The sequence below is a fragment of the Streptomyces malachitofuscus genome (assembly GCF_055571035.1).
The window spans coordinates 61,067-86,934 of record NZ_JBVIGA010000028.1; the positions used below are offsets into that span (position 1 = coordinate 61,067).

The 25,868-nt window shown below is 71.9% G+C and carries 20 protein-coding genes; 11 read left to right on the forward strand and 9 right to left on the reverse strand.

The features are described 5' to 3' along the window. Positions 1–123: 123 nt before the first annotated feature. From ACZ44S_RS32580 to ACZ44S_RS32595, 4 genes are all read left to right on the forward strand, one after another. Positions 124–489, forward strand: a complete 366-nt coding sequence (locus tag ACZ44S_RS32580; protein WP_466935568.1) for a hypothetical protein — start codon at positions 124–126, stop codon at positions 487–489. Then, entirely contained in the window at positions 486–854 is a 369-nt protein-coding gene (locus ACZ44S_RS32585) for a hypothetical protein (protein ID WP_466935570.1), read from the forward strand. Before ACZ44S_RS32580 ends, ACZ44S_RS32585 begins: the two co-directional genes overlap by 4 nt. Before the next feature lie 162 nt (positions 855–1,016). After that, positions 1,017–4,589 carry a type I restriction endonuclease subunit R gene (locus tag ACZ44S_RS32590; RefSeq protein ID WP_466935572.1) on the forward strand — a complete coding sequence of 1,191 codons (3,573 nt, stop codon included), beginning with the start codon at positions 1,017–1,019 and terminating at the stop codon, positions 4,587–4,589. A 4-nt stretch (positions 4,590–4,593) separates the two neighbouring features. Continuing rightward, a complete protein-coding gene (locus ACZ44S_RS32595; protein WP_466935575.1) occupies positions 4,594–5,373 on the forward strand; it encodes a M48 family metallopeptidase in 780 nt (259 codons plus the stop codon). A 51-nt stretch (positions 5,374–5,424) separates the two neighbouring features. Here the strand turns inward: ACZ44S_RS32595 and ACZ44S_RS32600 are convergent, their stop codons facing one another. After that, positions 5,425–6,234 carry an endonuclease I family protein gene (locus ACZ44S_RS32600; protein WP_466935578.1) on the reverse strand — a complete coding sequence of 270 codons (810 nt, stop codon included), beginning with the start codon at positions 6,232–6,234 and terminating at the stop codon, positions 5,425–5,427. A 214-nt stretch (positions 6,235–6,448) separates the two neighbouring features. Here ACZ44S_RS32600 and ACZ44S_RS32605 point away from each other — a divergent pair, with 214 nt between their 5' ends. The 3 genes from ACZ44S_RS32605 (at position 6,449) to ACZ44S_RS32615 (ending at position 12,195) form a co-directional block, all read left to right on the forward strand. Then, positions 6,449–10,156 (forward strand): ABC transporter ATP-binding protein, encoded by a 3,708-nt coding sequence (locus tag ACZ44S_RS32605; RefSeq protein WP_466935580.1) that lies wholly within the window; start codon positions 6,449–6,451, stop codon positions 10,154–10,156. Positions 10,157–10,277: 121 nt separating this feature from the next. Next, complete coding sequence (locus ACZ44S_RS32610) at positions 10,278–10,664, forward strand: hypothetical protein (protein WP_466935583.1); 387 nt, start codon at positions 10,278–10,280, stop codon at positions 10,662–10,664. A gap of 97 nt (positions 10,665–10,761) precedes the next feature. Beyond that, a complete protein-coding gene (locus ACZ44S_RS32615; protein WP_466935585.1) occupies positions 10,762–12,195 on the forward strand; it encodes a S28 family serine protease in 1,434 nt (477 codons plus the stop codon). A 13-nt stretch (positions 12,196–12,208) separates the two neighbouring features. Here ACZ44S_RS32615 and ACZ44S_RS32620 read toward each other — a convergent pair whose 3' ends face one another. The 3 genes from ACZ44S_RS32620 to ACZ44S_RS32630 form a co-directional block, all read right to left on the reverse strand. Continuing rightward, entirely contained in the window at positions 12,209–12,841 is a 633-nt protein-coding gene (locus tag ACZ44S_RS32620) for a hypothetical protein (protein WP_466935678.1), read from the reverse strand. Between the two features lie 158 nt (positions 12,842–12,999). Then, on the reverse strand, positions 13,000–14,850 hold the full coding sequence (locus ACZ44S_RS32625; protein ID WP_466935588.1) for a glycoside hydrolase family 3 protein: 1,851 nt from the start codon (positions 14,848–14,850) through the stop codon (positions 13,000–13,002). Between the two features lie 618 nt (positions 14,851–15,468). Continuing rightward, positions 15,469–16,386, reverse strand: a complete 918-nt coding sequence (locus ACZ44S_RS32630) for a LysR family transcriptional regulator (RefSeq protein ID WP_466935590.1) — start codon at positions 16,384–16,386, stop codon at positions 15,469–15,471. A 93-nt stretch (positions 16,387–16,479) separates the two neighbouring features. Here ACZ44S_RS32630 and ACZ44S_RS32635 point away from each other — a divergent pair, with 93 nt between their 5' ends. Next, complete coding sequence (locus tag ACZ44S_RS32635) at positions 16,480–17,391, forward strand: EamA family transporter (protein WP_466935592.1); 912 nt, start codon at positions 16,480–16,482, stop codon at positions 17,389–17,391. An 81-nt stretch (positions 17,392–17,472) separates the two neighbouring features. Here ACZ44S_RS32635 and ACZ44S_RS32640 read toward each other — a convergent pair whose 3' ends face one another. Next, positions 17,473–18,273: a sugar phosphate isomerase/epimerase family protein gene (locus ACZ44S_RS32640; protein WP_466935595.1), complete on the reverse strand. Its 801-nt coding sequence runs from the start codon at positions 18,271–18,273 to the stop codon at positions 17,473–17,475. A gap of 413 nt (positions 18,274–18,686) precedes the next feature. After that, a complete protein-coding gene (locus ACZ44S_RS32645) occupies positions 18,687–19,733 on the reverse strand; it encodes a LacI family DNA-binding transcriptional regulator (RefSeq protein ID WP_190164305.1) in 1,047 nt (348 codons plus the stop codon). Between the two features lie 230 nt (positions 19,734–19,963). On the opposite strand from ACZ44S_RS32645, the gene ACZ44S_RS32650 reads away from it, so the two are divergent. Genes ACZ44S_RS32650 through ACZ44S_RS32660 form a run of 3 tightly spaced genes read left to right on the forward strand, consistent with a single transcriptional unit; the run spans position 19,964 to position 23,099 of the window. Then, a complete protein-coding gene (locus ACZ44S_RS32650; protein ID WP_466935597.1) occupies positions 19,964–21,115 on the forward strand; it encodes a Gfo/Idh/MocA family protein in 1,152 nt (383 codons plus the stop codon). After that, complete coding sequence (locus tag ACZ44S_RS32655; RefSeq protein ID WP_466935600.1) at positions 21,112–22,269, forward strand: dihydrodipicolinate synthase family protein; 1,158 nt, start codon at positions 21,112–21,114, stop codon at positions 22,267–22,269. The genes ACZ44S_RS32650 and ACZ44S_RS32655 overlap by 4 nt, the downstream gene beginning before the upstream one ends. Beyond that, the gene (locus ACZ44S_RS32660) at positions 22,266–23,099 is read left to right on the forward strand and encodes a sugar phosphate isomerase/epimerase family protein (RefSeq protein WP_466935602.1); all 834 of its coding nucleotides are present in this window, start codon (positions 22,266–22,268) and stop codon (positions 23,097–23,099) included. Before ACZ44S_RS32655 ends, ACZ44S_RS32660 begins: the two co-directional genes overlap by 4 nt. 222 nt (positions 23,100–23,321) lie before the next feature. On the opposite strand, the gene ACZ44S_RS32665 is transcribed toward ACZ44S_RS32660, so the two are convergent. The 3 genes from ACZ44S_RS32665 to ACZ44S_RS32675 form a co-directional block, all read right to left on the reverse strand. Further along, complete coding sequence (locus tag ACZ44S_RS32665) at positions 23,322–24,293, reverse strand: AraC-like ligand-binding domain-containing protein (protein WP_466935681.1); 972 nt, start codon at positions 24,291–24,293, stop codon at positions 23,322–23,324. 261 nt (positions 24,294–24,554) lie between these two features. Beyond that, a complete protein-coding gene (gene rbsD, locus ACZ44S_RS32670) occupies positions 24,555–24,944 on the reverse strand; it encodes a D-ribose pyranase (RefSeq protein WP_466935604.1) in 390 nt (129 codons plus the stop codon). Further along, positions 24,941–25,846 carry a ribokinase gene (locus ACZ44S_RS32675; protein ID WP_466935606.1) on the reverse strand — a complete coding sequence of 302 codons (906 nt, stop codon included), beginning with the start codon at positions 25,844–25,846 and terminating at the stop codon, positions 24,941–24,943. The genes rbsD and ACZ44S_RS32675 overlap by 4 nt, the downstream gene beginning before the upstream one ends. Between the last annotated feature and the right edge of the window lie 22 nt (positions 25,847–25,868).

Here is a 25,868-nt window from a genome sequence, read left to right on the forward strand (position 1 = left end):
CTGTGAGTGGATCGCTACACAGCGACGTCCATGCATGTTGACCTGCCCTCGGGCACGGAAGACCCCCGCGACCGCTACCGACGGCCCGGGGGCATGGCCCTCAACCACACTGGAGTTGAAGACGTGTTGCACCGTATCGCCTACCTCCTCGAGCCGTTGTTCCGGCTCCTGTGGCCGGCCTCCGGGCGCCACCGGCACCAGAACCGGCACCGCGCCGGGGGAGCGGCCCGGCCCATCCCCGCGCCGGCGGCCCCCGTCACACCCGACCGTCGCCGCTCCCCGCACGAGGCATTCCTCCACGGCGAGGACTCCCGGCTCGTCCGCCCCTATCTCCTCGCCCACGAACGACGTGCGCAGGCCAGGCAGCAGCGCGCCCGGCGCCGGACCCTCTGGCTCGCCGTGCACGGCATCGACGTGGGGCCACGGCGCATCCACGGTGTCGATGTCGGCTCACGCCGAGTCCGGGGCGCCGAGGTGGCCGCCGCATGATCTACGAGAGCCACGACTCCGCCAGTCCCACAGCCACCCGGCCCCGCCTCCTCCCCTGGTCCACCCTCGACGGAAACCCCTGCTACCTCGTCACCGACGACACCGGAACCGGTCGCCTCTCGCGCCTCGCCGACGAGATCGAAGCCGTCCAGCTCGGCATGGCCGTCGTCCTTCTCGGCCACGCCGTCGACCTGCTGGGCGACACCAACGCCACCGCGCCCCAACTTCGTTATCTCGCGGCTCGCTTGACCGAGGCGCTCCACGACGTGCACCGCATTGCCCGCAGCAGGGGCGCGCGTCTCCCCGTGCCCCACGGCAATGAGGAGACCCCCGACTCCGTCCCCAAGGAGAGCCCCGGCGCCTGACCCGCCCGCCTCCGCCGCCGAGCGTGCGGATGTACTGGCTTGAAACTCCCGTACGTCCGCACGATCGGGCATCTCCCGCCCCTGCATCCCTTTCCTTCACCCCACCCCCGGGGCACAGAATGGATCTCCGGGTAACGGTGGATGTACGGAGAGGCGCGGGCTGTGGTGGTGCACGTCGAGCGGGACGAGGTGGAGCGGCCGTTAGTCGCGCAGTTGGAGGCCATGGGGTGGACGCACGTCCCGGGCGTGGAACTGGACACGCTCGACGCGGCCGTGCCGTTGCTCGTCGACCAGCTCGGACCGGCGCTGCGGCGGATCAACCTCCGGGGCGGTGACGGCCGGCCCTGGATGGGGGAGGACGACATCCGGCGGGCGGTCGGCGAGCTCGCCTCCCTCTCCCTCGGCCAGGGCGTCGTGCAGGCGAACCTCGCCGCCACCGACATGCTGCTTCACGGCTGGACGCTTCCCTCGCCCTCCGCCGCGCACGGCGGTCCGTCCGCCACCGTCCAGTACGTCGAGTGGCATCCGGACCTCGTCACGCGCAACACCTTCACCGTCGTCGACCAGCTCCGCGTGCGCAGCCGCTCCGGCGAGCTGTCGATACTCGATGTCGTCCTCTTCGTGAACGGCATCCCGCTCGTCGCCGTCGAGTGCAAGAGCCCCGATCTCGCCGAGCCCGTCCGCAGTGCCGTGCTCGATCTCCGGCATTACGCCGGGAACCCAGTTCCGGACCTCGACGCCACCGGTACTCCGGTCCCCGCCGGTGTGCCGGAACTGTTCCGGACCGTGCAGCTCTTTGTCGCCGCGACCGGCGAGACCGCCCACCTGGGCACCGTCACCTCCGAGCCCGAGCACTTCCACCCGTGGCGCAGCGTCGAACCGGAGGAAGAGAGCACGCTGCGGCGGGAGCTGCGTACCGCCGGCCTGCTCGCGGACGGCGCCGACCCGGACGCGCCCCCGCCGCTCGGCGAGCAGCAGAAGCTCGTCGGTGTGGTGCTGCGGCCGGCCGCCCTGCTCAACGTCGTGCGGCACTACGTGATCCCGATGGCCGTCGAGTCGGGGGCGGACGGCGGGGCCGTGCGGACCGTGAAGGCCGTCGCCCGGCACCAGCAGTACCGGGCCGCCGAGAAGGCCGTCCGCAGACTGCTGACCGGGCGGGCTCGTGCCGGGCGGGACACCGAGGACGAGCGCGGCGGTGTCATCTGGCACACGCAAGGCTCCGGCAAGTCGCTGACCATGACGTTCCTGGTGCGACGGGTGCACCTGCACCCTCGGCTCAGTGAGTTCATGGTGGTCGTGGTCACCGACCGCACCCAGTTGCAGACTCAGCTCTCGCGGACGCTGAAGCTCAGCGAGTCCGACGTTGAGACGGCGGAGACCCGGACGCAGATGGAGGGGCTGCTGCGGGACGGCGGGCGGCGCGTCGTCTTCGGGATGATCCAGAAGTACGGGACCGGGTTCACCTTCGCCGGGGACGCCGAAGGCAGTGGGGACGACCGGGACCTAACGGGAGAGGGAACAGACGGGAGCGAGGACGAAGGCCCCGGCCCCGTACCGGACTTCCCCGAGTGCAACACCTCACCGAACATCCTCGTCCTCGTCGACGAGGCACACCGTTCCCATACCAGCGTCCTGCACGCCGCCCTGCGCAAGGCGATCCCGAACGCCGCCAAGATCGGGTTCACGGGTACGCCGATCATCACCGGGCGTGAGGAGGATACGCGCCGGATCTTCGGGCGGGGCGACTCGCCGCGGGGCTTCCTCGACGAGTATCGGATGGAGGACGCCGAGCACGACGGTGTCGTCGTCCGTATCCGCTACGAGGGGCGGACGGGGGAGGGCGAGGTCCGTGACGGGGAGGTCCTCGACAAGGGTTTCGACGACCTCGTCCGGGACCGCACCCCCGAGGAGCGGGCCGCGCTGCTCAAGCGGTGGCCCACCGAGCGGGACGTCGCCGAGTCCGTTCCCATGATCGAGGCGAAGGCCGAGGACATGCTGGAGCACTGGGTGACCACCGTGCTCCCCGGCGGTTTCAAGGCACAGGTCGCTGCCGTTAGCCGGAAGGCGGCCGTGCAGTACCACCACGCCCTGCGCAAGGCCCGTGACGAACTGCTGGCGCAGCTGGCCGGGTTCGACCCGGAGTCGGTGACGGGGACACCGCTGGAGAAGCTTTCCCTCAGGCAGCGTTACCTCTACCAGGCCTACCAGTTCCGGGCGCTGCTGCGGCGGATCGACTTCGTTCCCGTCATCTCTCCGGGTTCCGGCCACAAGCGTGGGGAATGGAGGGAGTGGACCGACGCCGGTCGTCAGGCGGCGTACATCGAACGCTTCCAGAAGGCCTTCCCCGAGCTGCCGCCCGACTCGGAGTGGAGCGCCGTCACTTCTTTCAACCCACCGCAGGCACCGAAGCCCGGCAGTGATTCCACCGGCGGTCTGAACACCCCGTGGTCCGGGGCCGCGAACAGCGAACCGCCGCCGCTCCCCACCTCGGTGCCCGACCCCGTGCACCCCGACAGCCCTATCGCGTTCCTGATCGTGAAGTCCATGCTGCTCACGGGATTCGACGCGCCGCGTGAACAGGTCCTCTATCTGGACCGGCCGATCCGGGACGCCGAGCTGCTCCAAGCCGTGGCGCGTGTCAACCGCACCTCGCCCGGCAAGGAGGTCGGCTACGTCGTCGACTATTACGGCGTCTTCGAGCATCTCTCCAGTGCACTCGCCGGGTACCGGAACGCCGACGTCACCGACACCATGCGCGAGCTGTCCTACGAGGTGGGCAAGCTTGGCCCCGCTGCCCAGAAGGTCCGCGACTTCCTGCGGCACAACGGCATCGACGACGCGCAGCTCGACCAGCTCGCCAAGCTGGGCCCTGCGGCCCTCGCGCTGGAGCCCGAAGACCTGCGGTTCGACTTCGACGAGGTGCTGCACGCGTTTCTCGCCACCCTCGAACGCGTGCTCCCGCACGAGGATGCCCTGGACTACGTGGCGGACGCCCGGCGCTGGAGTTTGCTCCAGAAGCGGGTGCGGCGGCTGTGCCGGGACGCCGAGGGCGGCACCTTCACGCTGCGCCGGTACGGGCGCAAGGTCCGGGCGATGATCGCAGACCACCTCGAAGGGCCGGAGATCGACCAGGTCATCCCTCCGGTTTCACTCACGGCCCTCACCTTCGACGACGCCGTGCGACGGCTGCCGCCGCAGGAGGCGGCGGCGGAGATGGGCCACGCGCTCCGCTTCCATCTGGAGGAGCGGACGAAGCGGGAGGACCCCGCCAAGTATGAGCGGCTCTCCAAGCGCCTGGAGGAGATCCTGCGCACCATGCCGGGTCGCTTCGAGGAGCAGATCGAGGAGTTCGGCCCGCTGATCGAGGAGGCCAGGCAGGAGCAGGAGGAGTCCCCGGAACTCGCTGGTCTCACGCCGCTCGAACAGCGGGCGTACCGGCTCGTGGAACAGATCCTGGAGGACACACCCGGGATCAGCCTCGCCGACGGCGGGGACATCAGGCGACTCACGGGCAAGGTGTGTGACGTGGCCACCAGCGTCATGGCCAGGGCGTCGTACCAGGGGCAGCACCAGGACATCAACGCGCTGGCCGGAGACCTTCAGGACGTCCTGCTCAGTGGTCACGTCCGGCCCGTGAAGGGGGACTGGGAGTCGTTGGAGAACGCGGCTCAGCGCCTGGCGTCCTTCGCGCAGGACAACCTGCGGCAGTTCCGGAGCAGGGCGAGGGGAGAATAGGCGGGTGACCGCGCCGGCCGATCCTTCGACGTACCCCGCCCCCGACGCACTCCTCACCGTGGACGGGCTGTCCCTGCGGGTGCGTGCCAGCGCCCGAAGGAAACGGTTCGCGCTGACCGTCGAGACCGACGCGACCTTTACCCTGCACACCCCGGCCGGGCGCTCGACGGCCGAGGCGGAGCAGTTCGTCCGCGCGCACCGGGACTGGCTGCTGACCAAACGACGGGAGCGGGAGCGCACGCGCCCGCTCAGCCCCGTGAAGCGGCTCGTCGACGGAGAGGTCTTCCGCTATCTGGGGAGGACGTACCGGCTGGCCGTGTCCGGTGAGGAGAGGACGGGCGGAGGAGTCCGGCTGATCGCGGGGCGCCTCGTCATGGGCCCGGATCTGGCGGCGGATTCGCAGGCGGGCCGGGCGGCGCTGGTCGACTGGTACTGCCGGGCCGGCCGGAACTGGACGGGACAGCGGCTTCAGCCCTGGGCGGCTCGCATGGGGGTGACCGAGCCGGAACTCGACGTGCGGGACCTGGGGGACCGATGGGGTTCGTACCAGCCGCCGCGAGCCGGGGCGGGCGCCAGGGGTCTGATGAGTCTCGGGTGGCCGCTTTTCCAGCTGCCCATGCATCTGATCGACTACGTCATCGCCCATGAGCTGGCCCACGTGAAGGTGTCCGGGCACCGGGAGGACTTCTGGCGGCTGCTGCGGACCGCGCTGCCCGAGTACGAGGAGCGGCGCGCGGACCTCGACGAGCTGGGGCGGCGGCTCTGGATGGGCGATGTCCGGTAAGGCTGGCTGAACTCCCCCTGGCTGGCCGGAGGAGTTCAGCCAAGGGAACGCCTACCAGATCGCCTCGACCCACTCCGGGTGGTCGATGAACGGGTTGCGGTTGTGCTGGTAGGAGTCGTAGATGACCTGGTTGCGGCGCTGTTCGAAGGCATCCGGCGGGTCCTCGTCGTGCCAGGCCTTGAGGACGGCGAGCTTGCCGATGTACGGCGCGCTGCCGTTGTCCACCTGACCGTTGGGCTCCAGGTCGGGCCAGCCGTCGTTGCCCTCGTAGCGGACCGCCATGTAGAGGATCATGCGGGCCACGTCGCCCTTGACGGCGTCGCGGGGCTCGAAGGAGTCGGAGTCGGTGAGGCTGCCGCCGCTGTCGGTGAAGCCGCTGCCGCCGTTGTCGAAGTCCTTGTTGCCGCGGATCGAGTTGACCCGGACGTCCTCGGGGCGCAGATGGTGGATGTCGGTGCCGGGACCGGTGGAGGTGCCGAAGTCGCCGTGCGACTTGGCCCAGACGTGCTCGCGGTTCCAGTCGCCGGTGTCGCCGCCGTTGAGGGACTTGCTGCGGGAGATTCCCGAGTAGAGAAGGACCACGTTGCCGCTGTTGCCGGGGTCCTGGTCGGTGTCCTTCAGGGCGTCCCAGACGGCCGAGTAGGAGAGCTTCGTCTGGTCGCTGATGATCGTGTGCAGCGCGGCCTTGAGGTCGTCGCCGGTCTTGCCGACCGCGTCCTGGTAGTACGTGTCGTCGTAGGCGGTGGCCGCGGCGGTCGTGGCGGTTGCCGTGGGGGTGAGAGCGGGGGCGACGAGGCCGACGAGGGCCGCCGCCGTGGCGAGGGCCACCGCATTGCGGCGGCGTATGCGTATCGCGAGCATGTGAGGTGTCCGATCTACGCGGGTTGCACAGTGGGGATACCCGAGAGAGTGGCATGCACATGCAGTCAGGTGAGTGGAGGGAAGGTGGCGATTACGTGACGAGACCCCGTCCGTCCGCTCTCGGCGTACGCCGCCGATCGGCGCGGAGGGATGAAATCCGCCGCTCACCGCGTTGGTGCCTTGCGGAAGATCAGGACGATCGGAGGGCACCCGCGTGACACCGCAACGGGGATGGGCACGGCGACTGGCCGCATACGCGTGGCGGCACCCCAAGGACGTCGTGCTCGCCCTGGGCTCCTCCCTGGGCGGCATGGCGGTGATGGCGCTGGTCCCGCTGATCACCAAGGTGATCATCGACGACGTCATCGGCGACGAGACCAGGGACATGGCCACCTGGGCCGGGCTGCTCGTCGGCGCCGCGCTCGTCGTCTACGTCCTCACCTACATCCGCCGCTACTACGGCGGCCGGCTCGCGCTCGACGTCCAGCACGACCTGCGGACCGACATGTACGACACGATCACCCGGCTCGACGGCAGACGCCAGGACGAGCTGTCCACCGGGCAGGTCGTCGGACGCGCCACCAGCGACCTGCAGCTGATCCAGGGCCTGCTCTTCATGCTGCCGATGACCATCGGCAACCTGCTGCTGTTCCTGATCTCCCTCGTCATCATGACGTCGCTGTCCCTGCCGCTCACCGCCGTCGCGCTCGCCGTCGCCCCCGCCCTGTGGTGGATCGCCAAGCGCAGCCGCACCCGGCTGCACCCCTCCACCTGGTACGCGCAGGCGCAGGCCGGAGCGGTCGCCGGGGTCGTCGACGGCGCGGTCAGCGGCGTCCGCGTGGTGAAGGGCTTCGGGCAGGAGGAGCAGGAGACCGGCAAACTGCGCGAGGTCGGTCGGCGGCTGTACGCCGGGCGGCTGCGCACCATCCGGCTGAACTCCCGGTACACCCCGGCGCTCCAGGCCGTCCCCGCCCTCGGCCAGGTCGCGATGCTCGCCCTCGGCGGCTGGCTCGCGGTGGACGGGCGCATCACGCTGGGCACCTTCGTCGCCTTCTCCACCTACCTCGCCCAGCTCGTCGGCCCGGTCCGGATGCTCGCCGTGGTCCTCACCGTCGGCCAGCAGGCCCGCGCCGGCACCGAACGCGTCCTGGAGCTGATCGACACCGAGCCCTCCCTGACCGACGGCACCAGGGAACTTCCCGGCGACGCGCCCGCGACCGTCGAGTTCGACGACGTCTCCTTCGGCTACGACCCCGACCGGCCGGTGCTCGACGGGCTCTCCTTCGAGATCCGCCCCGGTGAGACCCTCGCCGTCGTCGGCGCCTCCGGCTCCGGCAAGTCGACCGTCTCCCTCCTCCTGCCGCGCTTCTACGACGTCACACGCGGCGCCGTCCTCGTCGGCGGGCACGATGTGCGGGAGCTGACCGCCGAGTCGCTGCGCGCCGCGATCGGACTGGTCCCGGAGGACTCCTTCCTCTTCTCCGACACCGTCCGCAACAACATCGCCTACGGCCGCCCCGACGCCACCGACGAGGAGATCACCGCCGCCGCCCGCGCCGCCCAGGCCGACGGCTTCATCCGCGAGCTGCCCGACGGCTACGACACCACCGTCGGCGAGCACGGTCTGACCCTCTCCGGCGGCCAGCGCCAGCGCGTCGCCCTGGCCCGCGCGATCCTCACCGACCCGCGCCTGCTGGTCCTGGACGACGCGACGTCCGCCGTGGACGCCCGCGTCGAGCACGAGATCCACGAGGCGCTCAAGAACGTCATGCGGGGCCGCACCACCCTGCTGATCGCCCACCGCCGCTCCACCCTCAACCTCGCCCACCGCATCGCCGTCCTCGACGGCGGCCGGCTCGCCGACATCGGTACCCACGACGAGCTCCAGCGGCGTTCCGCCCTCTACCGCCGGCTGCTCACCGACCCCGACGAGCTCGGCGCCGTCTCCCCGGGCCACACCCCGCCCGCCGGACCGCAGGAGGAGGACACCTCCGTCCGCGCGGAGCTGGACGCGGAGTTCGACGCCGAGCGCGGCGTCACCCCGCGGCTGTGGACGGGCGACCGGGAGCCCAAGGACACCGCCCTCGTCGAGGCCTCCGCCACCCCGGAGCTCCTCGCCCAGGTCGACGCGCTGCCCCCGGCGAACGACGTCCCCGACGTCGACGAGGCGCGCGCGGTCCGCGCGGAGGACTCCTACGGACTGCGTCGCCTGCTGCGCGGTTTCCGCACGCCCCTGCTCATCAGCCTCGGCCTGGTCGCCGTCGACGCCGGGATGGGCCTGCTGCTGCCGGTGCTGATCCGGCACGGCATCGACCAGGGCGTGACCCAGGCCGCCCTCGGCGCGGTCTGGGCGGCCTCCCTGCTCGCCCTGCTCACCGTGGCCGTCCAGTGGTCGGCGCAGATCGGCGAGACCCGGATGACCGGACGCACCGGCGAACGCGTCCTGTACACGCTGCGGCTGAAGATCTTCGCCCAGCTGCAGCGGCTCGGCCTCGACTACTACGAGCGCGAGCTCACCGGCCGGATCATGACCCGGATGACCACGGACGTCGACGCGCTGTCGACGTTCCTGCAGACGGGCCTGGTCACGGCGTTCGTCTCGGTGGTCACCTTCTTCGGCATCATGGTCGCCCTGCTGGTGCTCGACGTCGAGCTGGCCCTGGTCGTCTTCGCCACCCTGCCCCCGCTGATCGTCGGCACGTACTTCTTCCGCCGGGCCAGCGTGAAGGCGTACGAACTGGCCCGTGAACGGGTGTCGGCGGTCAACGCCGATCTGCAGGAGTCGGTGTCGGGGCTGCGGATCGTGCAGGCCTTCCGCCGCGAGCGGGACGGCGGCCGCCGGTTCGCGGAGCGCAGCGCGAGCTACCGCGCGGCACGCATCCGGGGCCAGTGGCTGATCTCGGTGTACTTCCCGTTCGTGCAATTCCTGTCGTCGGTCGCGGCCGTGGCCGTGCTGGTCGTGGGCGGCGCCCGGGTCCACGACGGGACGCTGGCGATCGGCTCGCTGGTGGCGTACCTGCTCTACATCGACCTGTTCTTCGCGCCGGTGCAGCAGCTCTCCCAGGTCTTCGACGGCTACCAGCAGGCGTCCGTCTCGCTGGGCCGCATCCAGGAACTGCTGCGGGAGCCGACCTCCACGCGGCAGCCGGACAAGCCGCTCGACGTGCCGTCCCTGCGCGGCGAGATCGCCTTCGAGAACGTGCACTTCGCCTACGGCGACGGCGAGGAGGCCCTCGACGGCATCGACCTCACCATCCCCGCCGGACAGACCGTCGCCTTCGTGGGCGAGACCGGCGCCGGAAAATCCACCCTGGTCAAACTGGTCGCCCGGTTCTACGACCCGACGGGCGGCCGGGTCACCGCCGACGGCACCGACCTCAGGGACCTCGACCTCACGGCCTACCGGCACCGGCTCGGCGTCGTACCGCAGGAGGCGTACCTCTTCCCGGGCACCGTCCGCGACGCGATCGCCTACGGCCGCCCGGACGCCACCGACGCCGAGGTCGAGGCCGCGGCCCGCGCGGTCGGCGCGCACGAGATGATCGCCACACTGGACGGCGGCTACCTCCACGAGGTCGCGGAGCGGGGCCGCAACCTCTCCGCCGGGCAGCGCCAGCTGATCGCCCTGGCCCGCGCCGAACTCGTCGACCCGGACGTGCTGTTGCTCGACGAGGCCACGGCCGCGCTCGACCTGGCCACCGAGGCACAGGTCAGCCAGGCGACGGACCGCCTGGCGGGACGCCGTACCACCCTCGTGGTGGCCCACCGTCTCACCACGGCCGCCCGGGCCGACCGGGTGATCGTCATGGACCACGGCCGGGTCGCGGAGGACGGCACGCACGAGGAACTGCTGCGGCTCGGCGGCACGTACGCCGCGCTGTGGCGGACGTTCGTCGGGGAGGACGTGCCGGCGCCGGCGTGAGGAGGGCGGTCGCCGGCCTGAGGAGGACGGCCTCCCGCACGCAACCATCCGGCGTACGTCATGCGTCCGTACACGCGTACGCCGCCTGACGCGGCAGGCGCGGTACGGGAGGACGACGACTGTGGGCAGTGGAGCCATACGCCGGCGCATCGCGCTGGGCCTTGCGGTGCTGACCGCCTCGGGGCTGCTCGCCGTGGCCGTGCCGGCCGAGGCACAGGCCGCCGCGCACTGCCCCGGACGCAAGGCACGCACCCTGCCGTTCTCGACGGGATCGGTGCTCGTGTACAAACGCGGCGGTTACGTCTGCGCCGTCACCGTCGCCAAGAAGCCGGGCACCAAGCGCAGGATGACGGTGAGCGTCCGGGCGCGCGGCGGCCGGCCGGTGGTCGACGAGGGCCGTTACAAGTACCACGCGGGGCCGGTGACGGTGCACGCCGGCCGCCGCTGCGTGTGGGTGAAGGGCACGGTCGGCGGCAAATCCGTCAGCTCCGGCTGGATCCTCTGCTGACCCGGCATCCGACCGAGGGATAACCCTATGTCCCCTGGTGCTGGGGGGAGTTGGTCGAGTAGCTTCCGGCGCACATCTGTCTCACAGGGGAGTGCGCATGCGCAAGGCGCTCAGATGGCTGCTGGCGCTCACGGTGCTCATAGGCACACTGAGTACGGCCGGGGCGGCCACCGCCGCCGAGCCGGAGGCCACCGGCACCACTGACATCAAGGAGAGGCTGCTCTCCATTCCGGGCATGAGCCTGATCGAGGAGAAGCCGTCCCCCGGGTACCGCTTCTTCGTCCTCAACTACACCCAGCCGGTCGACCACCGCAGGCCCTCCAAGGGCACGTTCCAGCAGCGGATCACCGTGCTGCACAAGGACACCGCGCGGCCGACGGTCTTCTACACGGGTGGCTACAGCGTCTCCACGACGCCCCGGCGCGCCGAGCCGACGCAGATCGTGGACGGCAACCAGGTCTCCATGGAGTACCGCTTCTTCACCCCGTCCCGTCCCGAGCCCGCGGACTGGTCGAAGCTGGACATCTGGCAGGCCGCCAGTGACCAGCACCGCATCTTCAAGGCGCTGAAGAAGATCTACTCCGAGAACTGGATCTCCACCGGCGGCTCCAAGGGCGGCATGACCGCCACCTACTACGAGCGCTTCTACCCGCGTGACATGGACGGCGTGGTCGCCTACGTCGCTCCCAACGACGTGGTGAACAAGGAGGACTCGGCCTACGACCGCTTCTTCCGCACCGTGGGCACCAAGGAGTGCCGTGACCGGCTGAACGCCGTGCAGCGCGAGGCGCTGGTGCGCCGGGCGCCGCTGACGGAGAAGTACCAGGCTGCTGCCGCCGAGAACGGCTACACCTTCGACACGATCGGCAGCCTGGACCGGGCGTTCGAGGCCGTCGTCCTCGACTACGTGTGGGGCTTCTGGCAGTACAGCACCGTCGCCGACTGCGAGGAGATCCCGGCGGACGCCAAGAACGCCACCGACGACGAGATCTGGACCTCGATCGACACGATCTCCGGGTTCTCGTTCTACACGGACCAGGGCCTGAGCCCGTACACGCCGTACTACTACCAGGCCGGTACGCAGCTGGGCGCGCCGACCATCCACTTCCCGCACATCGAGAAGAAGTACATCCGCTACGGCTACCAGCCGCCGCGCAACTTCGTGCCCCGTGCGATCGACATGAAGTTCGAGCCGTGGGCGATGCGCGACGTCGACAGCTGGGTCCGCCACAACGCCCGGCACATGCTGTTCGTGTACGGCGAGAACGACCCGTGGGGTGCCGAGCCGTTCCGGCTGGGCCGCGGCGCACGTGACGCGTACGTCTTCACCGCGCCCGGCATGAACCACGGCGCGAACGTGGCCGGACTGGTCGCGAAGGAGAAGGCGTTCGCCACGGCCCGCATTCTCGACTGGGCGGACGTCGCCCCGAACGCGGTGCAGGAGAACCCGGCGGCGGCGAAGCCGCTGGCGAAGTTCGACGCCAAGCTGGACAAGCGGGACGTCGAGCAGCGTCACACGCTGCGACCGTAAGGTCCCGGCGGGACTACACCGGGCGGGCACAGCCCACCGGTGTGGTCCCGCCGAGCCGGACGTAGAGGGCCGTGGACGCCGGGCAGTCGGACCGGGTGTCCACGGCCTTCGTCACCTCGAACTCCGGCTCGCGCTCGCCACCGCCGTCGCAGGCCGTCTCCCGGACCTTGCCGTCGCCCAGGTCGTAGACGCAGTCGCCGACGATGGTGCGCGGCCCGCCCCCGCCGCCCGGATCTCCGGGGTGCGGCGGCTGGAGGTTGCGCATACAGGCGTAGCCGCGCGGCACCGCCCCGTCGCCGTCCTCGTCGGAGGAGGGGCGCTGCTCGCTGATGTGCAGCACGAAGTCCGTGGTCGCCGGGCAGCGTGGACCGTCGCGCGCGGTGCCGTCGTGGCGGGCGACGACCCGCGCCGCCGCCCGCTCGCTCCTGCACGACACCTCGGTGAAGCTGGTGCGGCCGAAGGAGCTGCACTCGTCGACCGCGAGGAACACCGCCCCGTACCCGGACGGCCGGGCCGGTGCCGGTGACACCGTGGCCGCCTGCTCGCCCGGCCGGTCCTGCCCTCCGGCCCCGTCGCAGCCGGTGAGCAGCACCGCGCACACCGCCGTGAACGCGGCCGGCGCCCGCCACCTGTTTCCCACGTGCATCGCCATCCCCCGGACACCCCCGTCCAGCGTGACCCGGCGGGCCGGGTCACGCCAGCCATGTGGGCCGGTTTGCGCACGTTGGGTGCGGTGCGTCGGGTGTGTGACGTACGCGCGCTACGTCCGACGAGGTAGGAGGACCGCCCTGGGTCAGACACCCCCTAGTAGCGCAGCCCGTGCCCGACCGGGTAGAGCACCGTCGCCGGGTCGTCGGCCCGTTGCACCGGGACCGGCAGCGTCCCGCGCGGGTCGGCCTTGCCCGCGATGACCCGTGCCGCCGCCCGCAGTTCGACGTCGGTCCAGGAGTAGGCGGCCAGATACGCCGGCACGCCGGGCAGATGGGCCACGTCGTAGGGGTTGCGGATCGCGACCGCGACGAGCGGCTTCCCCGTCGCCAGCAGCTGCTCGACGAGCGTCTTCTGACTGCTGGTCGCGCTGACGTTGTACGTCCCGACGACCACCGCGTCCACGTCCTGGGCCGCCGCCACCGCCTTGGCGACGGTCGCGGCCGAGGGTGCCGTGCCCGTGGACAGGGCGGTGGCCGTGAAGCCCAGCTCGTTCAGCGCGCCGGCGAGCACCCCGGTCGGCGGTCCCGTCGTACCGGACGGGGACGCCGGGTCGGCGCCGACCACCAGCAGCTTCGGCCGGCTGCGCCGGGACAGCGGCAGCAGGCCGCCCTCGTTGACCAGCAGGGTCGTGGTGCGCTCGGCGATCCGGTCGGCGGCGGCCAGGTGCGCACGCGTGCCGACGGTGCGGTCGACACCGGCGTGGGAGACGTACGGGTCGTCGAACAGGCCCAGTTTCGCCTTCATCCGCAGCACCCGCAGGATCGACTCGTCGAGCCGGGACTCGGTCAGCTCCCCGTCCCGCACGGCGTTCAGGACCGCGTTCCAGGCCACCTCCAGGGAGGGCGGGTTGAGCAGCTGGTCCACGCCCGCCTTCAACGCCAGCACCGGCACCCGGTCGTCGCCGTACTTCGTGCGTACGCCCTCCATGCCGAGGGAGTCGGTGACCACCACCCCGTCGTAGCCCAGCTCCTCGCGCAGGATGCCGGTGAGGATCGGGCGGGAGAGGGTGGCCGGGTCCTCTGCGGGGTCGAGGGCCGGGACGACGATGTGCGCGGTCATGATCGAGTCGATGCCCGCGGCGACCGCCGCCCGGAACGGCGGCGCGTCGAGCTGCTCCCACTGCTCGCGGGTGTGGTGGATGTACGGCAGTTTGGCGTGGCTGTCGTCGACCGTGTCGCCGTGTCCCGGGAAGTGCTTGGCCGTGGCGGCGATGTGCGACGACTCGTAGCCCTTGACCTCCGCCGCGACGAGACCGGCGACGGCCTCCGGGTCGGAGCCGAAGGAGCGCACGCCGATGACGGGGTTGGCCGGGTTGACGTTGACGTCGGCCACCGGGGAGTAGTTCTGACGGATGCCCAGGGCGCGCAGTTCGCGGCCCGCGATCCGGCCGAGGCTGCGGGCGTCGGCGCGGGAGCCGCCCGCCCCGACGGCCATCGCCCCCGGGAACAGGGTGGCGGGCTCGCCCACGCGGGCGACGATGCCGTGTTCCTGGTCGGTGGAGATGAGCACGGGAAGCCCGCGCGACAGGCCGAGGGAGGCCTTCTGGATGCCGTTGGACAGGTCCGCGATCTGGTGCGGGGCACGGGTGTTGTGCGCCCAGGCGAAGTAGATGATGCCGCCGACCCGGTACTTGGCGAGCAGTTCGGCGGCCGTACGGACGCCGATCTCCTTGAGGTTGGCGTCGATGTCGGCCTGGTCCGGGTCGGTCGCGGAGTGGCCGTAGACCCGCATCACGAACAGCTGGCCGACCTTCTCCTCCAGGGTCATGCGGGAGATGAGGGCGCGCAGCTCTCTGTCGTGCCTGCCTCGGTCGGCGGAACCGGCGGCCGCGTGGGCGGTCCCGCCGGCCGCCAGGGCGGTGGTGACGCCCGCCGTCGCGGCGATGACGGCGCGTCTGGACGGACGTGCGGTGTTTCCCGGGCTTCCGCTGCTGCTGTCGGGCACGTGCGCTCCTTTTGGAAGTGATCCGCGGGGATCGGGGACCCGGGGATCCGCTGAAGGAAACTGCCAGAAGGTCACCAATATCCGGGAAGTTTCTGCCGGTCAAGGGAAAGCGCAGCAACGGGGAGGGGCCGTCATCGGCGCTAGGGAGGGGGGCGCGCCGATGACGGCGTGCTGCCGGCCGCGGCACGGCGGAGAGGGTGGGTCAGCGATCGCTGCCGGCAGCGAGGGCCGACACCGCACCACGGAGACTCTTCCGGCAACCTGCCCATGGGACGGACCGGGACGGCGACGGGTTCCCCCGCCGACTGAGATTCCGCCAAGTCGGTACCGGCGTTCCGGATGGGGCCGACGGGTCGCGTGGGCGGTCGCTGCGGGCCGGTGCGGCCGGGTGTGCCGGTCTCCGTCGGGTGCCGGGTGGTGGGGGTTGCGGCGGTCGGTCGGCGGGGCGTGTGGGCGGTCGCTGCGGTCGGTGTGGCCGGAGTGTGCCGGCTTCCGTGGGTGCCGGGTGGTGGGTCGCGGCGGTGGGGTCGGCGGGGTGTGGGGGTGGACGCCTCGGGTCGGTGTGGCCGGGTGTGCCGTTCTCCGTCGGGTGTCGGGTGGTGGGTCGCGGCGGTGGGGTCAGCGGGGTGTGTGCGCCGACACCTCGGGCCAGTGCTCGCCCAGCGTGCGCACGGTCTCCGCGATCGCCGGCCGGCGGGCCGCGCCGCTGCGCCACAGCGCGTACAGCCGCCGTACGGGCATGGGGTCGAGCGGCACCTCCACCACGCCCTCCGGCAGCGGGCCGCGCCCCAGCCGGGGAATCAGCGCGATGCCGAGCCCGGCCGCGACCAGGGCGACCAGGGTCGGGTTCTCGTCGGCCTGGTGGACGATCTCCGGCTCGTGCCCGGCCGCGCGCAGGGTGCGCACCAGCCACTCGTGGCAGACCCGCCCCGGCGGCTGGCAGATCCACCGCTCACCGCCCAGCTCCTCCCGCCGCACCGCCGTACGCCCCGCGAACGGATGCCCCTTAGGCACCAGCAGATCGCACAGGTCGTCCCCGATGACCGCCTGCTCCACGCCCGCCGGGGCGGGCAGCGGCGCGATGTCCCAGTCGTGCGCGATCACGAGGTCGACGGCGCCCTTGGCCACCAGGTCGACCGAGAGATGGGGGTCGATCTCGGTGAGCCGGGTGTCGAGCGCGGGGTGGCGGCGGGCCAGGTCGGCCAGGACGGGTGGCATCAGCCCGCGCGCCGCCGAGGCGAACGCGGCGATGGTCAGCCGCCCGGCCGGCACCCCGCGCCGCTCCTCCAGCTCCGTCTCCGCCCGCTCCACGATGGCGATCAGCTCCCGGGCGGCGCGCACCAGTTGATGCGCCTCGTCGGTCAGCCGTACGCCCCGCCCCTCGCGCTCCAGCAGCACGGTCCGGGTCTCCCGCTCCAGCTTGGCGATCTGCTGGGACACGGCGGACGAGGTGTACCCGAGCGCCACGGCGGCGGCGCCGACGGTGCCGTGCACCGAGACCGCGTGCAGGGCGCGCAGACGCTGGAGGTCGAGCATGACGGCGGCTCCCCGATCGATTAGCGGTGCTTCATCCAACCATGCAGGAATCATCGCTGGTGCTGAAGTATGACGGGCGGTGATCCTCGACGTATGCGACCTTCCCACGTGCTTCTCGCCGTCCTCGTCACCGCCGTGTGGGGCGTGAACTTCACCGTCATCGAGGTCGGCCTCGACCACTTCCCGCCGCTGCTCTTCTCCGCCCTGCGCTTCCTCGTGGCGGCGCTGCCCGCGGTGTTCCTCGTGGGGCGGCCCAAGGTGGCGTGGAAGTGGATCGTGGGCGTGGGCCTGGCGCTCGGCGTGGCCAAGTTCGGGCTGCTGTTCGTCGGCATGAACGCCGGGATGCCGGGCGGCCTGTCCTCCCTGGTGCTCCAGATCCAGGCGGTGTTCACGGCCCTGTTCGCCTTCGCGCTCCTCGGCGAACGCCCCTCCCGCATACGCCTGGTGGGGATGGCGGTGGCGCTGGCCGGCATCGGGGTGGCGGCGGTCGACGAGGGCACCTCGGGTCCGCTGCTCGGCTTCGCCCTGGTGGTCGCGGCGGCGGCCTGCTGGGGCGTCTCCAACATCCTCACCCGCAAGGCGGCACCCCCGGACGCCCTCAACTTCATGATCTGGGTGAGCACGGTTCCGGTCCTGCCGCTGCTCGCGCTCTCCCTGCTGCTGGAGGGCCCGGCGGCCGGCCTCGACGCGCTGCGCGGCCTGGACCTGCAGGGCGCGGGCACGGTGCTCTTCGTCGCCTGGGTCGCCACGGTTTTCGGCTTCGGCGCCTGGGGCTGGCTGCTGCGCCGTCACCCCGCGTCCACGGTCGCGCCCTTCTCCCTGCTGGTCCCGGTCTTCGGCATGTCGTCGGCCGCCCTGTTCCTGGGCGAGTCGGTCACCGCGCTGCGGTGGTGCGCGGCGGCACTCCTCGTGGGCGGGGTGGCGCTGGCGTCGGTGACGCCGTCCAGCCGGGGCCGGCTGGAACGGAGGGTGGCGGCCCGGACGCCGGTGGGTGAAGCACCCTAGGGGCGCGGGGAACTGCGCGAACAATCCCCCGCACCCGTACCCGCCACACGACTCAGGGACCCCAGGCTCGCGCGCGCGCCCTCACGCCGACTCGGACAGCAGCCGCGCCAGGTGCTCACGGCCCGGGCTGAGCAGACCGGGCAACGGCGCTGCCGCCTCGTACCAGCGCTTCTCGTACTCCCAGCACAGCCAGCCGTCCCAGTTGTGCCGGGAGAGGACCTCCACGACATCGGTGAGCGGAAGCACCCCCGCGCCGAGCGGGAGCGGAGTCGTGTCCTCGGCGGATGCGATGTCCTTGACCTGGACATAGCCGAGGTGTGGGGAGAGTGCCGCGAAGCTCTCCACGGGCTGTTCGCCGCCGAGCCAGGTGTGCATCACGTCCCACAGCGCGCCCACCCGGCGGTGGCCGACCAGACCGAGGACCCGCATCGCGTCGGCGCCCGTGCGGTGCGAGTCGTGGGTCTCCAGCAGGATGCGTACGCCCAGGTCGGCGGCGTGTTCGGCGGCTGTGCCCAGCCGCCGCGCGGCCGTGGCGTCGGCCTCCTCGGGGCTCTGCTCGGTGCCGCCGCCGGGGAAGACCCGGACGAAGGGGGCGCCGACGTCACGGGCGAGGTCCAGCAGGGCCCGGACCTCGGCGAGCACGGGCTCGTCCGCACCGGGAGCGGCCACCCGTGTATAGCCGGCGAGGCCCAGGATCTCGACACCGGCCGCCTTGAATTCGGCGGCCACATCCGCACGTTGCCCGGGAGTGAGACCCGGGTGGACGGGTTCCTCCGGGTGAGCGCGCAACTCGACGCCGTGATAGCCGTGCGCGGTCGCGAGCCCGAGCACATCGGTGAGGGGCAGACCAGGAACACCGAGGGTGGAGAACGCCAGCTTCATGAAACCGGACCCTACCCGTGACGGCCCCGGCCAACCTCTCTTGCTCACCCGGGTGTCGGCGCTCTCGGGCCGGGTGCGGGCCCGTCGTGGCTTGTCGCGCAGTTCCCCGTGCCCCTGGGGTGATACCCGCACCGCCGCCTCAACACGAAGCGCGACGAACTACGCCCCCGTACCGGCAGCCTTCTCGACGGGCGCGGGGATCAACCCCCCACGCTCCGGCAACCCCCTCCGGGGGCGCGGGGAACTGCGCGATCAACCCTCACGCTCCGGCACCGGACAACGCACGCGTCACCTCGTCCGGGGGCGCGGGGAACTGCGCGATCAACCCCCACGCTCCGGCACCGGGCAACGCACCCGTCACCCCGTCCAGGGGCGCGGGGAACTGCGCGAAACCCCCGCCAACCCCACCCCCCTCACCCCCGCGGCACCGCCGTGGACCCCCGCACCATCAACTCCCCCCGCACAGAGGCGACCCCGCCCAGCGGCGCCTCCTCCCGCCCCATCGCGATCCGCCCGGCCCGGGCCCCCGCCTCCGCCAACGGCAACCGCACCGTCGTCAGCGCCGGCACCGCGTCGATGCTGAACGGCAGATCGTCGAACCCCGCCACCGACACATCGTCCGGAATCCGCAGCCCCGAGTCCCGCAGTGCCGCACACGCCCCCAGCGCGACGGAGTCGTTCGCCGCGACCACGGCCGTCAACGACGGGTCACGGCGCAGGAGTTCCAGCGTCGCCTCGTATCCCGACCGCCGGTCGTACCGCCCGTGCACGGTCCACCGCGCATCCTCCTCGATCCCGTGCGCCGCCAGCGCGGCCCGGTGTCCCTCCAGCCGGTGGCGCGTGGTCGTCCGTTCCTCGGGACCCGCGATGTACCCCACCCGCCGGTGCCCCAGCCCGATCAGATGCTCGGTGAGTTCCTGCCCGCCGCCACGGTTGTCGAAGGTCAGCGCGATCGCCCCGGTCTCCGGCGCCTGCGGCCGCCCGCACAGCACCACGCGCGTCCCGGCGTCCGCCAGCTTCCGCAGTTTCGCGTCCATCGCCGCCTTGTGCTGCGCGTCCTCGATCGCACCGCCGGTCAGCACGACCGCCGCCGCCCGCTGCCGCTGGAGCAGGGTGAGATAGGTGAGTTCACGCTCGGGGGAGCCGCCCGTGTTGCACACGACCGCGAGTCTCTCCCCGCCGGCGCGCCCGCCCGGCCCCCCGATCTCCGACTGGATGGCGCCCGCCATGATCCCGAAGAACGGGTCGGCGATGTCGTTCACCAGGATGCCGACCAGGTCGGACGTGGCGGCGGCGAGGGCGCTCGCGGGCCCGTTGAGCACGTAGTCGAGTTCGTCCACGGCCTTCAGCACCCGCTCGCGGGTGGACGCGGCCACGGGGTAGTTCCCGTTGAGCACGCGCGACACCGTCGCGGGTGAGACCTGTGCGCGCGCCGCCACGTCCGCCAGGGTCACCGTCATGTCTCGTCCTCCGGTCGCGCGTCTCGTCGTGGTTCCGAGCAGACCCTACGGCTCCACGCCCGTTTGTTCGCCCCCTCGAACAAGTCGGCCGCGCGACGGTCTTGTCCGGAGCGCCGTTCAGAGGCTAACTTCTCCTTGTATAGAAAGCGCTTGCTGTGACGTTCACCAGTCACCCGTTCCGCGACGGGTGGGGCGTACGCGGCGCGCGGACCGCGTACGAAGGGAACGACGTGACACGCAAGACGGTGCGTATCGCCATGAACGGTGTGACCGGACGCATGGGCTACCGGCAGCACCTCGTCCGCTCCATCCTGGCCCTGCGCGAACAGGGCGGCCTCGACCTCGGCGACGGCACCGTGCTCTGGCCGGAGCCGGTCCTCGTCGGCCGCCGCGAGCACGCGCTGAAAGCGCTCGCCGAACGCCACGGCCTCGACCACGTCTCCACCGACCTGGACGCGGTCCTCGCCGACGACACCATTGACATCTACTTCGACGCCCAGGTCACCTCGGCCCGTGAGGACGCGCTCAAGAAGGCGATCGCCGCGGGCAAGCACCTCTACACCGAGAAGCCCACCGCCACCGGCCTCGACGGGGCCCTGGAACTCGCCCGCCTGGCCAACGCCGCCGGCATCAAGCACGGCGTCGTCCAGGACAAGCTCTTCCTCCCCGGCCTGCTCAAGCTGAAGCGCCTCATCGACGGCGGCTTCTTCGGCCGCATCCTGTCCGTGCGCGGCGAGTTCGGCTACTGGGTCTTCGAGGGCGACTGGCAGGAGGCCCAGCGCCCCTCCTGGAACTACCGCGCGGAGGACGGCGGCGGCATCGTCGTCGACATGTTCCCGCACTGGGAGTACGTGCTGCACGAGCTGTTCGGCCGCGTGAAGTCCGTCCAGGCCCTCACCGCCACCCACATCCCGCAGCGCTGGGACGAGAACGGCAAGCCCTACGACGCCACCGCCGACGACGCCGCCTACGGCGTCTTCGAGCTCGACGGCGGCGTGATCGCCCAGATCAACTCCTCCTGGGCGGTGCGCGTCAACCGCGACGAACTCGTCGAGTTCCAGGTCGACGGCACCGAGGGCTCCGCCGTCGCCGGTCTGCGCAACTGCCGCGTCCAGCACCGCTCCGCCACCCCCAAGCCGGTCTGGAACCCGGACATCCCCGCCACCGAGGTCTTCCGCGACCAGTGGCAGGAGGTCCCGGACAACGGCGAGTTCGACAACGGCTTCAAGGCCCAGTGGGAACTGTTCCTCCGCCACGTCTACGCCGACGCCCCCTACCACTGGGACCTGCTGGCCGGCGCCCGCGGCGTCCAGCTCGCCGAACTGGGCCTGCGGTCCTCGGCCGAGGGCCGCCGCCTCGACGTACCGGAGATCGCCCTGTGACCCTCCACCTGCCCGGCCCGGACGGCACCCTGCGCGCCTACGAACCCCGCACCGAGCCCCTCACGACGACCACCCCCGGCGTCCCCTTCACCTCCCGTACGGTCTTCTCCGCCGCGCACGTCGTCGCCGACCCGTACGCCGACACCACCCCCGACTCACCGGCGGCCGTCGACTGGGACGCCACCCTCGCCTTCCGCCGCCACCTGTGGTCGCACGGCCTGGGCGTCGCCGAGGCCATGGACACCGCCCAGCGCGGCATGGGCCTGGACTGGGCCGGCGCGGCCGAGCTGATCCGCCGCTCCGCCGCAGAGGCGAAGGCGGTGGGCGGCCGCATCGCCTGCGGCGTCGGCACCGACCAGCTCGCCGGCCCGGCGACCCTCGACGAGGTCCGCGCGGCCTACGAGGAACAGCTCGCGGTCGTCGAGGAGTCCGGCGCCCAGGCGATCCTGATGGCCTCCCGCGCCCTCGCCGCGACGGCCAAGGGTCCGGACGACTACCTGGAGGTCTACGGCCACCTCCTCCGCCAGGCCGCCGAGCCGGTGATCCTGCACTGGCTGGGCCCCATGTTCGACCCGGCCCTTGACGGCTACTGGGGCTCGTCCGACCTCGACACGGCCACCGGCACCTTCCTGGACGTCATCGCCGCCCACCCTGACAAGGTCGACGGCATCAAGGTCTCCCTCCTGGACGCCGGGCGCGAGGTGGCGCTGCGCCGCCGCCTTCCGCAGGGCGTGCGCTGCTACACCGGCGACGACTTCCACTACCCGGAGCTGATCGCGGGCGACGAGCAGGGCTTCAGCCACGCCCTGCTCGGCATCTTCGATCCGCTGGGCCCGCTCGCGGCGGAGGCGGTCCGCGTCCTCGACACCGGGAACACGGAGGGCTTCCGCGCCCTCCTCGACCCCACCGTCGAACTCTCCCGCCACCTCTTCCAGGCGCCCACCCGCTTCTACAAGACGGGCGTGGTGTTCCTCGCCTGGCTGGCCGGCCACCAGTCCCACTTCGCGATGGTCGGCGGCCTGCAGTCGGCGCGCTCCCTGCCGCACCTCGCCCGCGCCTACGAACTCGCCGACCGCCTCGGCCTGTTCCCCGACCCGAAACTCGCCGAGGACCGGATGAGGACCCTGCTGCACCTGTACGGAGTGACCCCATGACCGACGGCCTCGCCCGTTTCAGCATCAACCAGATGACGGTCAGGCAACTGTCCCTGCCGGACCTCGTCGACGCCTGCCGGGACCTGGGCGTACCGGGCGTGGGCCTGTGGCGGGAGCCCGTCCGGGCGTACGGGCTGGACGCGACCGCGAAGCTGGTCCGCGACGCGGGCCTGGCGGTGACGACCCTGTGCCGGGGCGGCTTCCTCACCGCGATCGATCCCGGCGAACGGGCCGCCGCCCTGGCCGACAACCGCCGTGCCGTCGACGAGGCGGCCACCCTGGGCACCGACACCCTGGTCCTGGTCTCGGGCGGCCTCCCGGCCGGCTCCAAGGACCTGCGCGGCGCCCGCGAGCGCATCGCCGACGCACTCGCCGAACTCGGCCCCTACGCCGAGGAGCACGGGGTGAGACTGGCCATCGAGCCCCTCCACCCCATGTTCGCCTCCGACCGGTGCGTGGTCTCGACGCTCACCCAGGCCCTGGACATCGCGGAACGCTTCCCGGCTCGCCAGGTCGGCGTCACGGTCGACACGTACCACATCTGGTGGGACGACCAGGCCCCCGCGCAGATCGCCCGCGCGGGCGCCCAGGGCCGTATCCACACCTTCCAGCTCGCCGACTGGACCACCCCGCTGCCCGAGGGCGTCCTCAACGGCCGCGGCCAGATCGGCGACGGCGCGGTCGACATGCGGGAGTGGAAGGGGTACGTGGACGCGGCCGGCTACACCGGCCCCATCGAGGTGGAACTCTTCAACGAAACCCTCTGGGCAAGAAACGGCCGAGAGGTCCTCACCGAAACGACAGCACGCTTCCTGAAGCACGCGGGTTGACACGGCGCACCCCGCCATTTCCAGGCTTGGGCGAGGCGCAAGCCGTGCGGTGCCGGATCGGACGCCGACGTTCGCCGGCACCGCACGTTGCTTCCCCCCTGCTCCCCGCAGTGCACAGCCCCCACTGTGCACAGGCACCAGCATGAGGGCACCCGACGCTTGAATCCTTGACGGTCCGTGCAGGGATCTTGTCGATTCCGGCAGAAGAAGCACCCCCGGGTGCTACTGGTTCGCCTGGTGGTGCCGGTGATCGGTCGGCGTCATGCCGTACGCGCGGCGGAAGACGCGGCTGAACGTGGCCGCGTCCGTGAACCCCCACCGCGCGGCGATGGAATGGACGGAGCGGCCCCGGAGCCGGGGGTCGGCCAGATCACGCCGACAGCGCTCCAGCCGGCGGTGCCGGATCCAGGCCGCCGGGGCGTCGCCCTCCGCGGCGAACAGCTGGTGCAGATGGCGCACCGAGATGCCGTGGGCCGCCGCGACGGTCGCCGGGGACAGGGACGGATCGCCCAGGTTCCGGTCGATGTAGTCCCGGATCCGGGTGTGCAGGGCGCGTCGGCGGGACTCCGGGGGGAGCGCGTCCTCCGCGCCCGCGCATCCGCCGAGCACGGAGGCGAGCAGGTCCGTGGTCACCGAGGCCAGCGTCGGCGCGTCCGCCTCGCCGAACTCGTCCATCCGCCGGGCGACGTCGGTCAGCCAGCGGTGCAGCGCGCCGCCCATGCCCCGGTCCACCGCGACCGGTACCGCCAGCAGCCGCCGTACGGCGCGCGGCGGCAGCGGGAGGCGAGCCCGGGGCAGGCTGACGACCACCGTCGTGGACCGCCGCGACGTCCGGTTGATGCGCGCGTCGTACGGGAGGCTGGTGTCGGCCATCACGAGGTGCCCCGGCCCGAACACCGCCTCGGTGCCGTCCTGCACCATTCCGCCGTCGCCGGACAGCTGGCAGTTGATCTGAAGCGCCTCGGGATCGAACCGCCGGATGGTGCGCGGTGTGCGCACGGTGTCCAGATGCGGCAGGTCCAGCTCGGCGATCTGCAGGTCCCCGAGCGACAGGACCCGCATCACGGCCAGGAAGTCCTCGCTGCGCTCACTGCGCAGCAGATTGGGCACATGCGTCCGGGTGGCGAAGTCCTGCCAGAGATCCCACCGTTCGGCGGGCGCGACCACGTCGGTCCGTAACTCCTGCACCAGCATCGCCATACGCCCCCAACGCGCACCGGACGGCCGATTTCTGCCCAGGGAGCCATGGTAAGGAACCCCGCCCCCATACGACGGACACGACATTCCTCCAGGACCGTACAACCCTCCCGCGACCTCGCGGGTCGTACTGGGTGTCAGGACTTCTGGGAGGGGACCCGGGGGGAATCTGGGGGGTTCTGACAGGGGAGGGAACCGAGGGGGCCCGGTCGACGGACCGGGCCCCCTCGATTTTTTTCCGTCGTGTCCCGCCCGCCTCTAGAAGAACACCCCGCAGCGCAGCAGCACGTTCGCGTACGGCCGTGCCTCACCGGTGCGCACCACGAGCCGGGCGCCGGCGGCCAGCTCCTTGAGCCGCTCGTGCGGCACCAGCGCGAGGCCGGGGAAGTGGCCCGCCAGCAGCCCGGCAGCCGCCGGATTGGCGGCCCGCACCTCGGCGGCGGCCGTCGCGCCCTCCACCACCAGCTCCGCCAGCAGCCCCTCCAGCACCTCGGCGAAGGACGGCACCCCGGCCCGGAAGGCCAGGTCCACCACGCGCGGCCCGTCGGGTATCGGCATCCCGGCGTCGCACACCAGCACCCCGTCGCCGTGCCCGAGTTCGGCCAGGGCGCCGGAGAGACGCCGGTTCAGGATCCCGTGCTTCTTCACAGCGCGGCGACCTCCGCCGCCGTCGGGAAGGACACCTGCGCCCCTTCCTTCGTGACCGTCGCCGCCCCCACCCGGGCCGCGTACGCCGCCGCCTCGGCGAGCGACTCGCCCGCGCCCAGCCGCCAGGCCAGCGCGGCGGTGAACGCGTCACCCGCACCGGTGGTGTCCACGGCGTGCACCTTGACGGACGGAACCCGGGCGACCCCGTTGCCGGTGGCCACGAGCGCGCCCTCGCCGCCCAGCGTCACCACCACCGAACGCGGGCCCTTCGCCAGCAGCAGCCGCGCCCAGTCCTCGGGCTCGTCACTCACCCCGGCGGCGTCACCCAGAATGACCTTCGCCTCGTGCTCGTTGACGATCAGCGGATCGCAGGCCGCCAGCACCTCGGCCGGCAGCGGACGCGGCGGGGACGGGTTCAGCACGAACCGGCTGCCCGGCGCCAGGCTGCGCACCGTCTCCACCACCGTCTCCAGCGGGATCTCCAACTGCGCGGAGACCACCCGGGAGGCGTGGAACAGGCTCGCGGCCGCCCGCACGTCCCCCGGGGTCAGCCGGCCGTTGGCGCCGGGGGAGACGACGATGCTGTTGTCCCCCGACGGGTCCACCGTGATCAGCGCGACCCCGGTGGGCGCCCCGCCCACCAGCACGCCCACCGTGTCCACCCCGGCCGCCCGCAGCGAGTCCAGCAGCAGCCGCCCGTGCCCGTCGTCGCCGACCCGCGCCAGCAGGGCCGTACGGGCATCGAGCCGGGCGGCCGCGACCGCCTGGTTCGCGCCCTTGCCGCCCGGGTGGACGGCCAGGTCGGAGCCGAGCACCGTCTCGCCGGCGCCCGGCCGGCGCTCGACACCGATCACCAGGTCGGCGTTGGCCGATCCGACGACCAGGAGGTCGTAGTCGTACATCAATTCGCTCCCCGATCTCGGC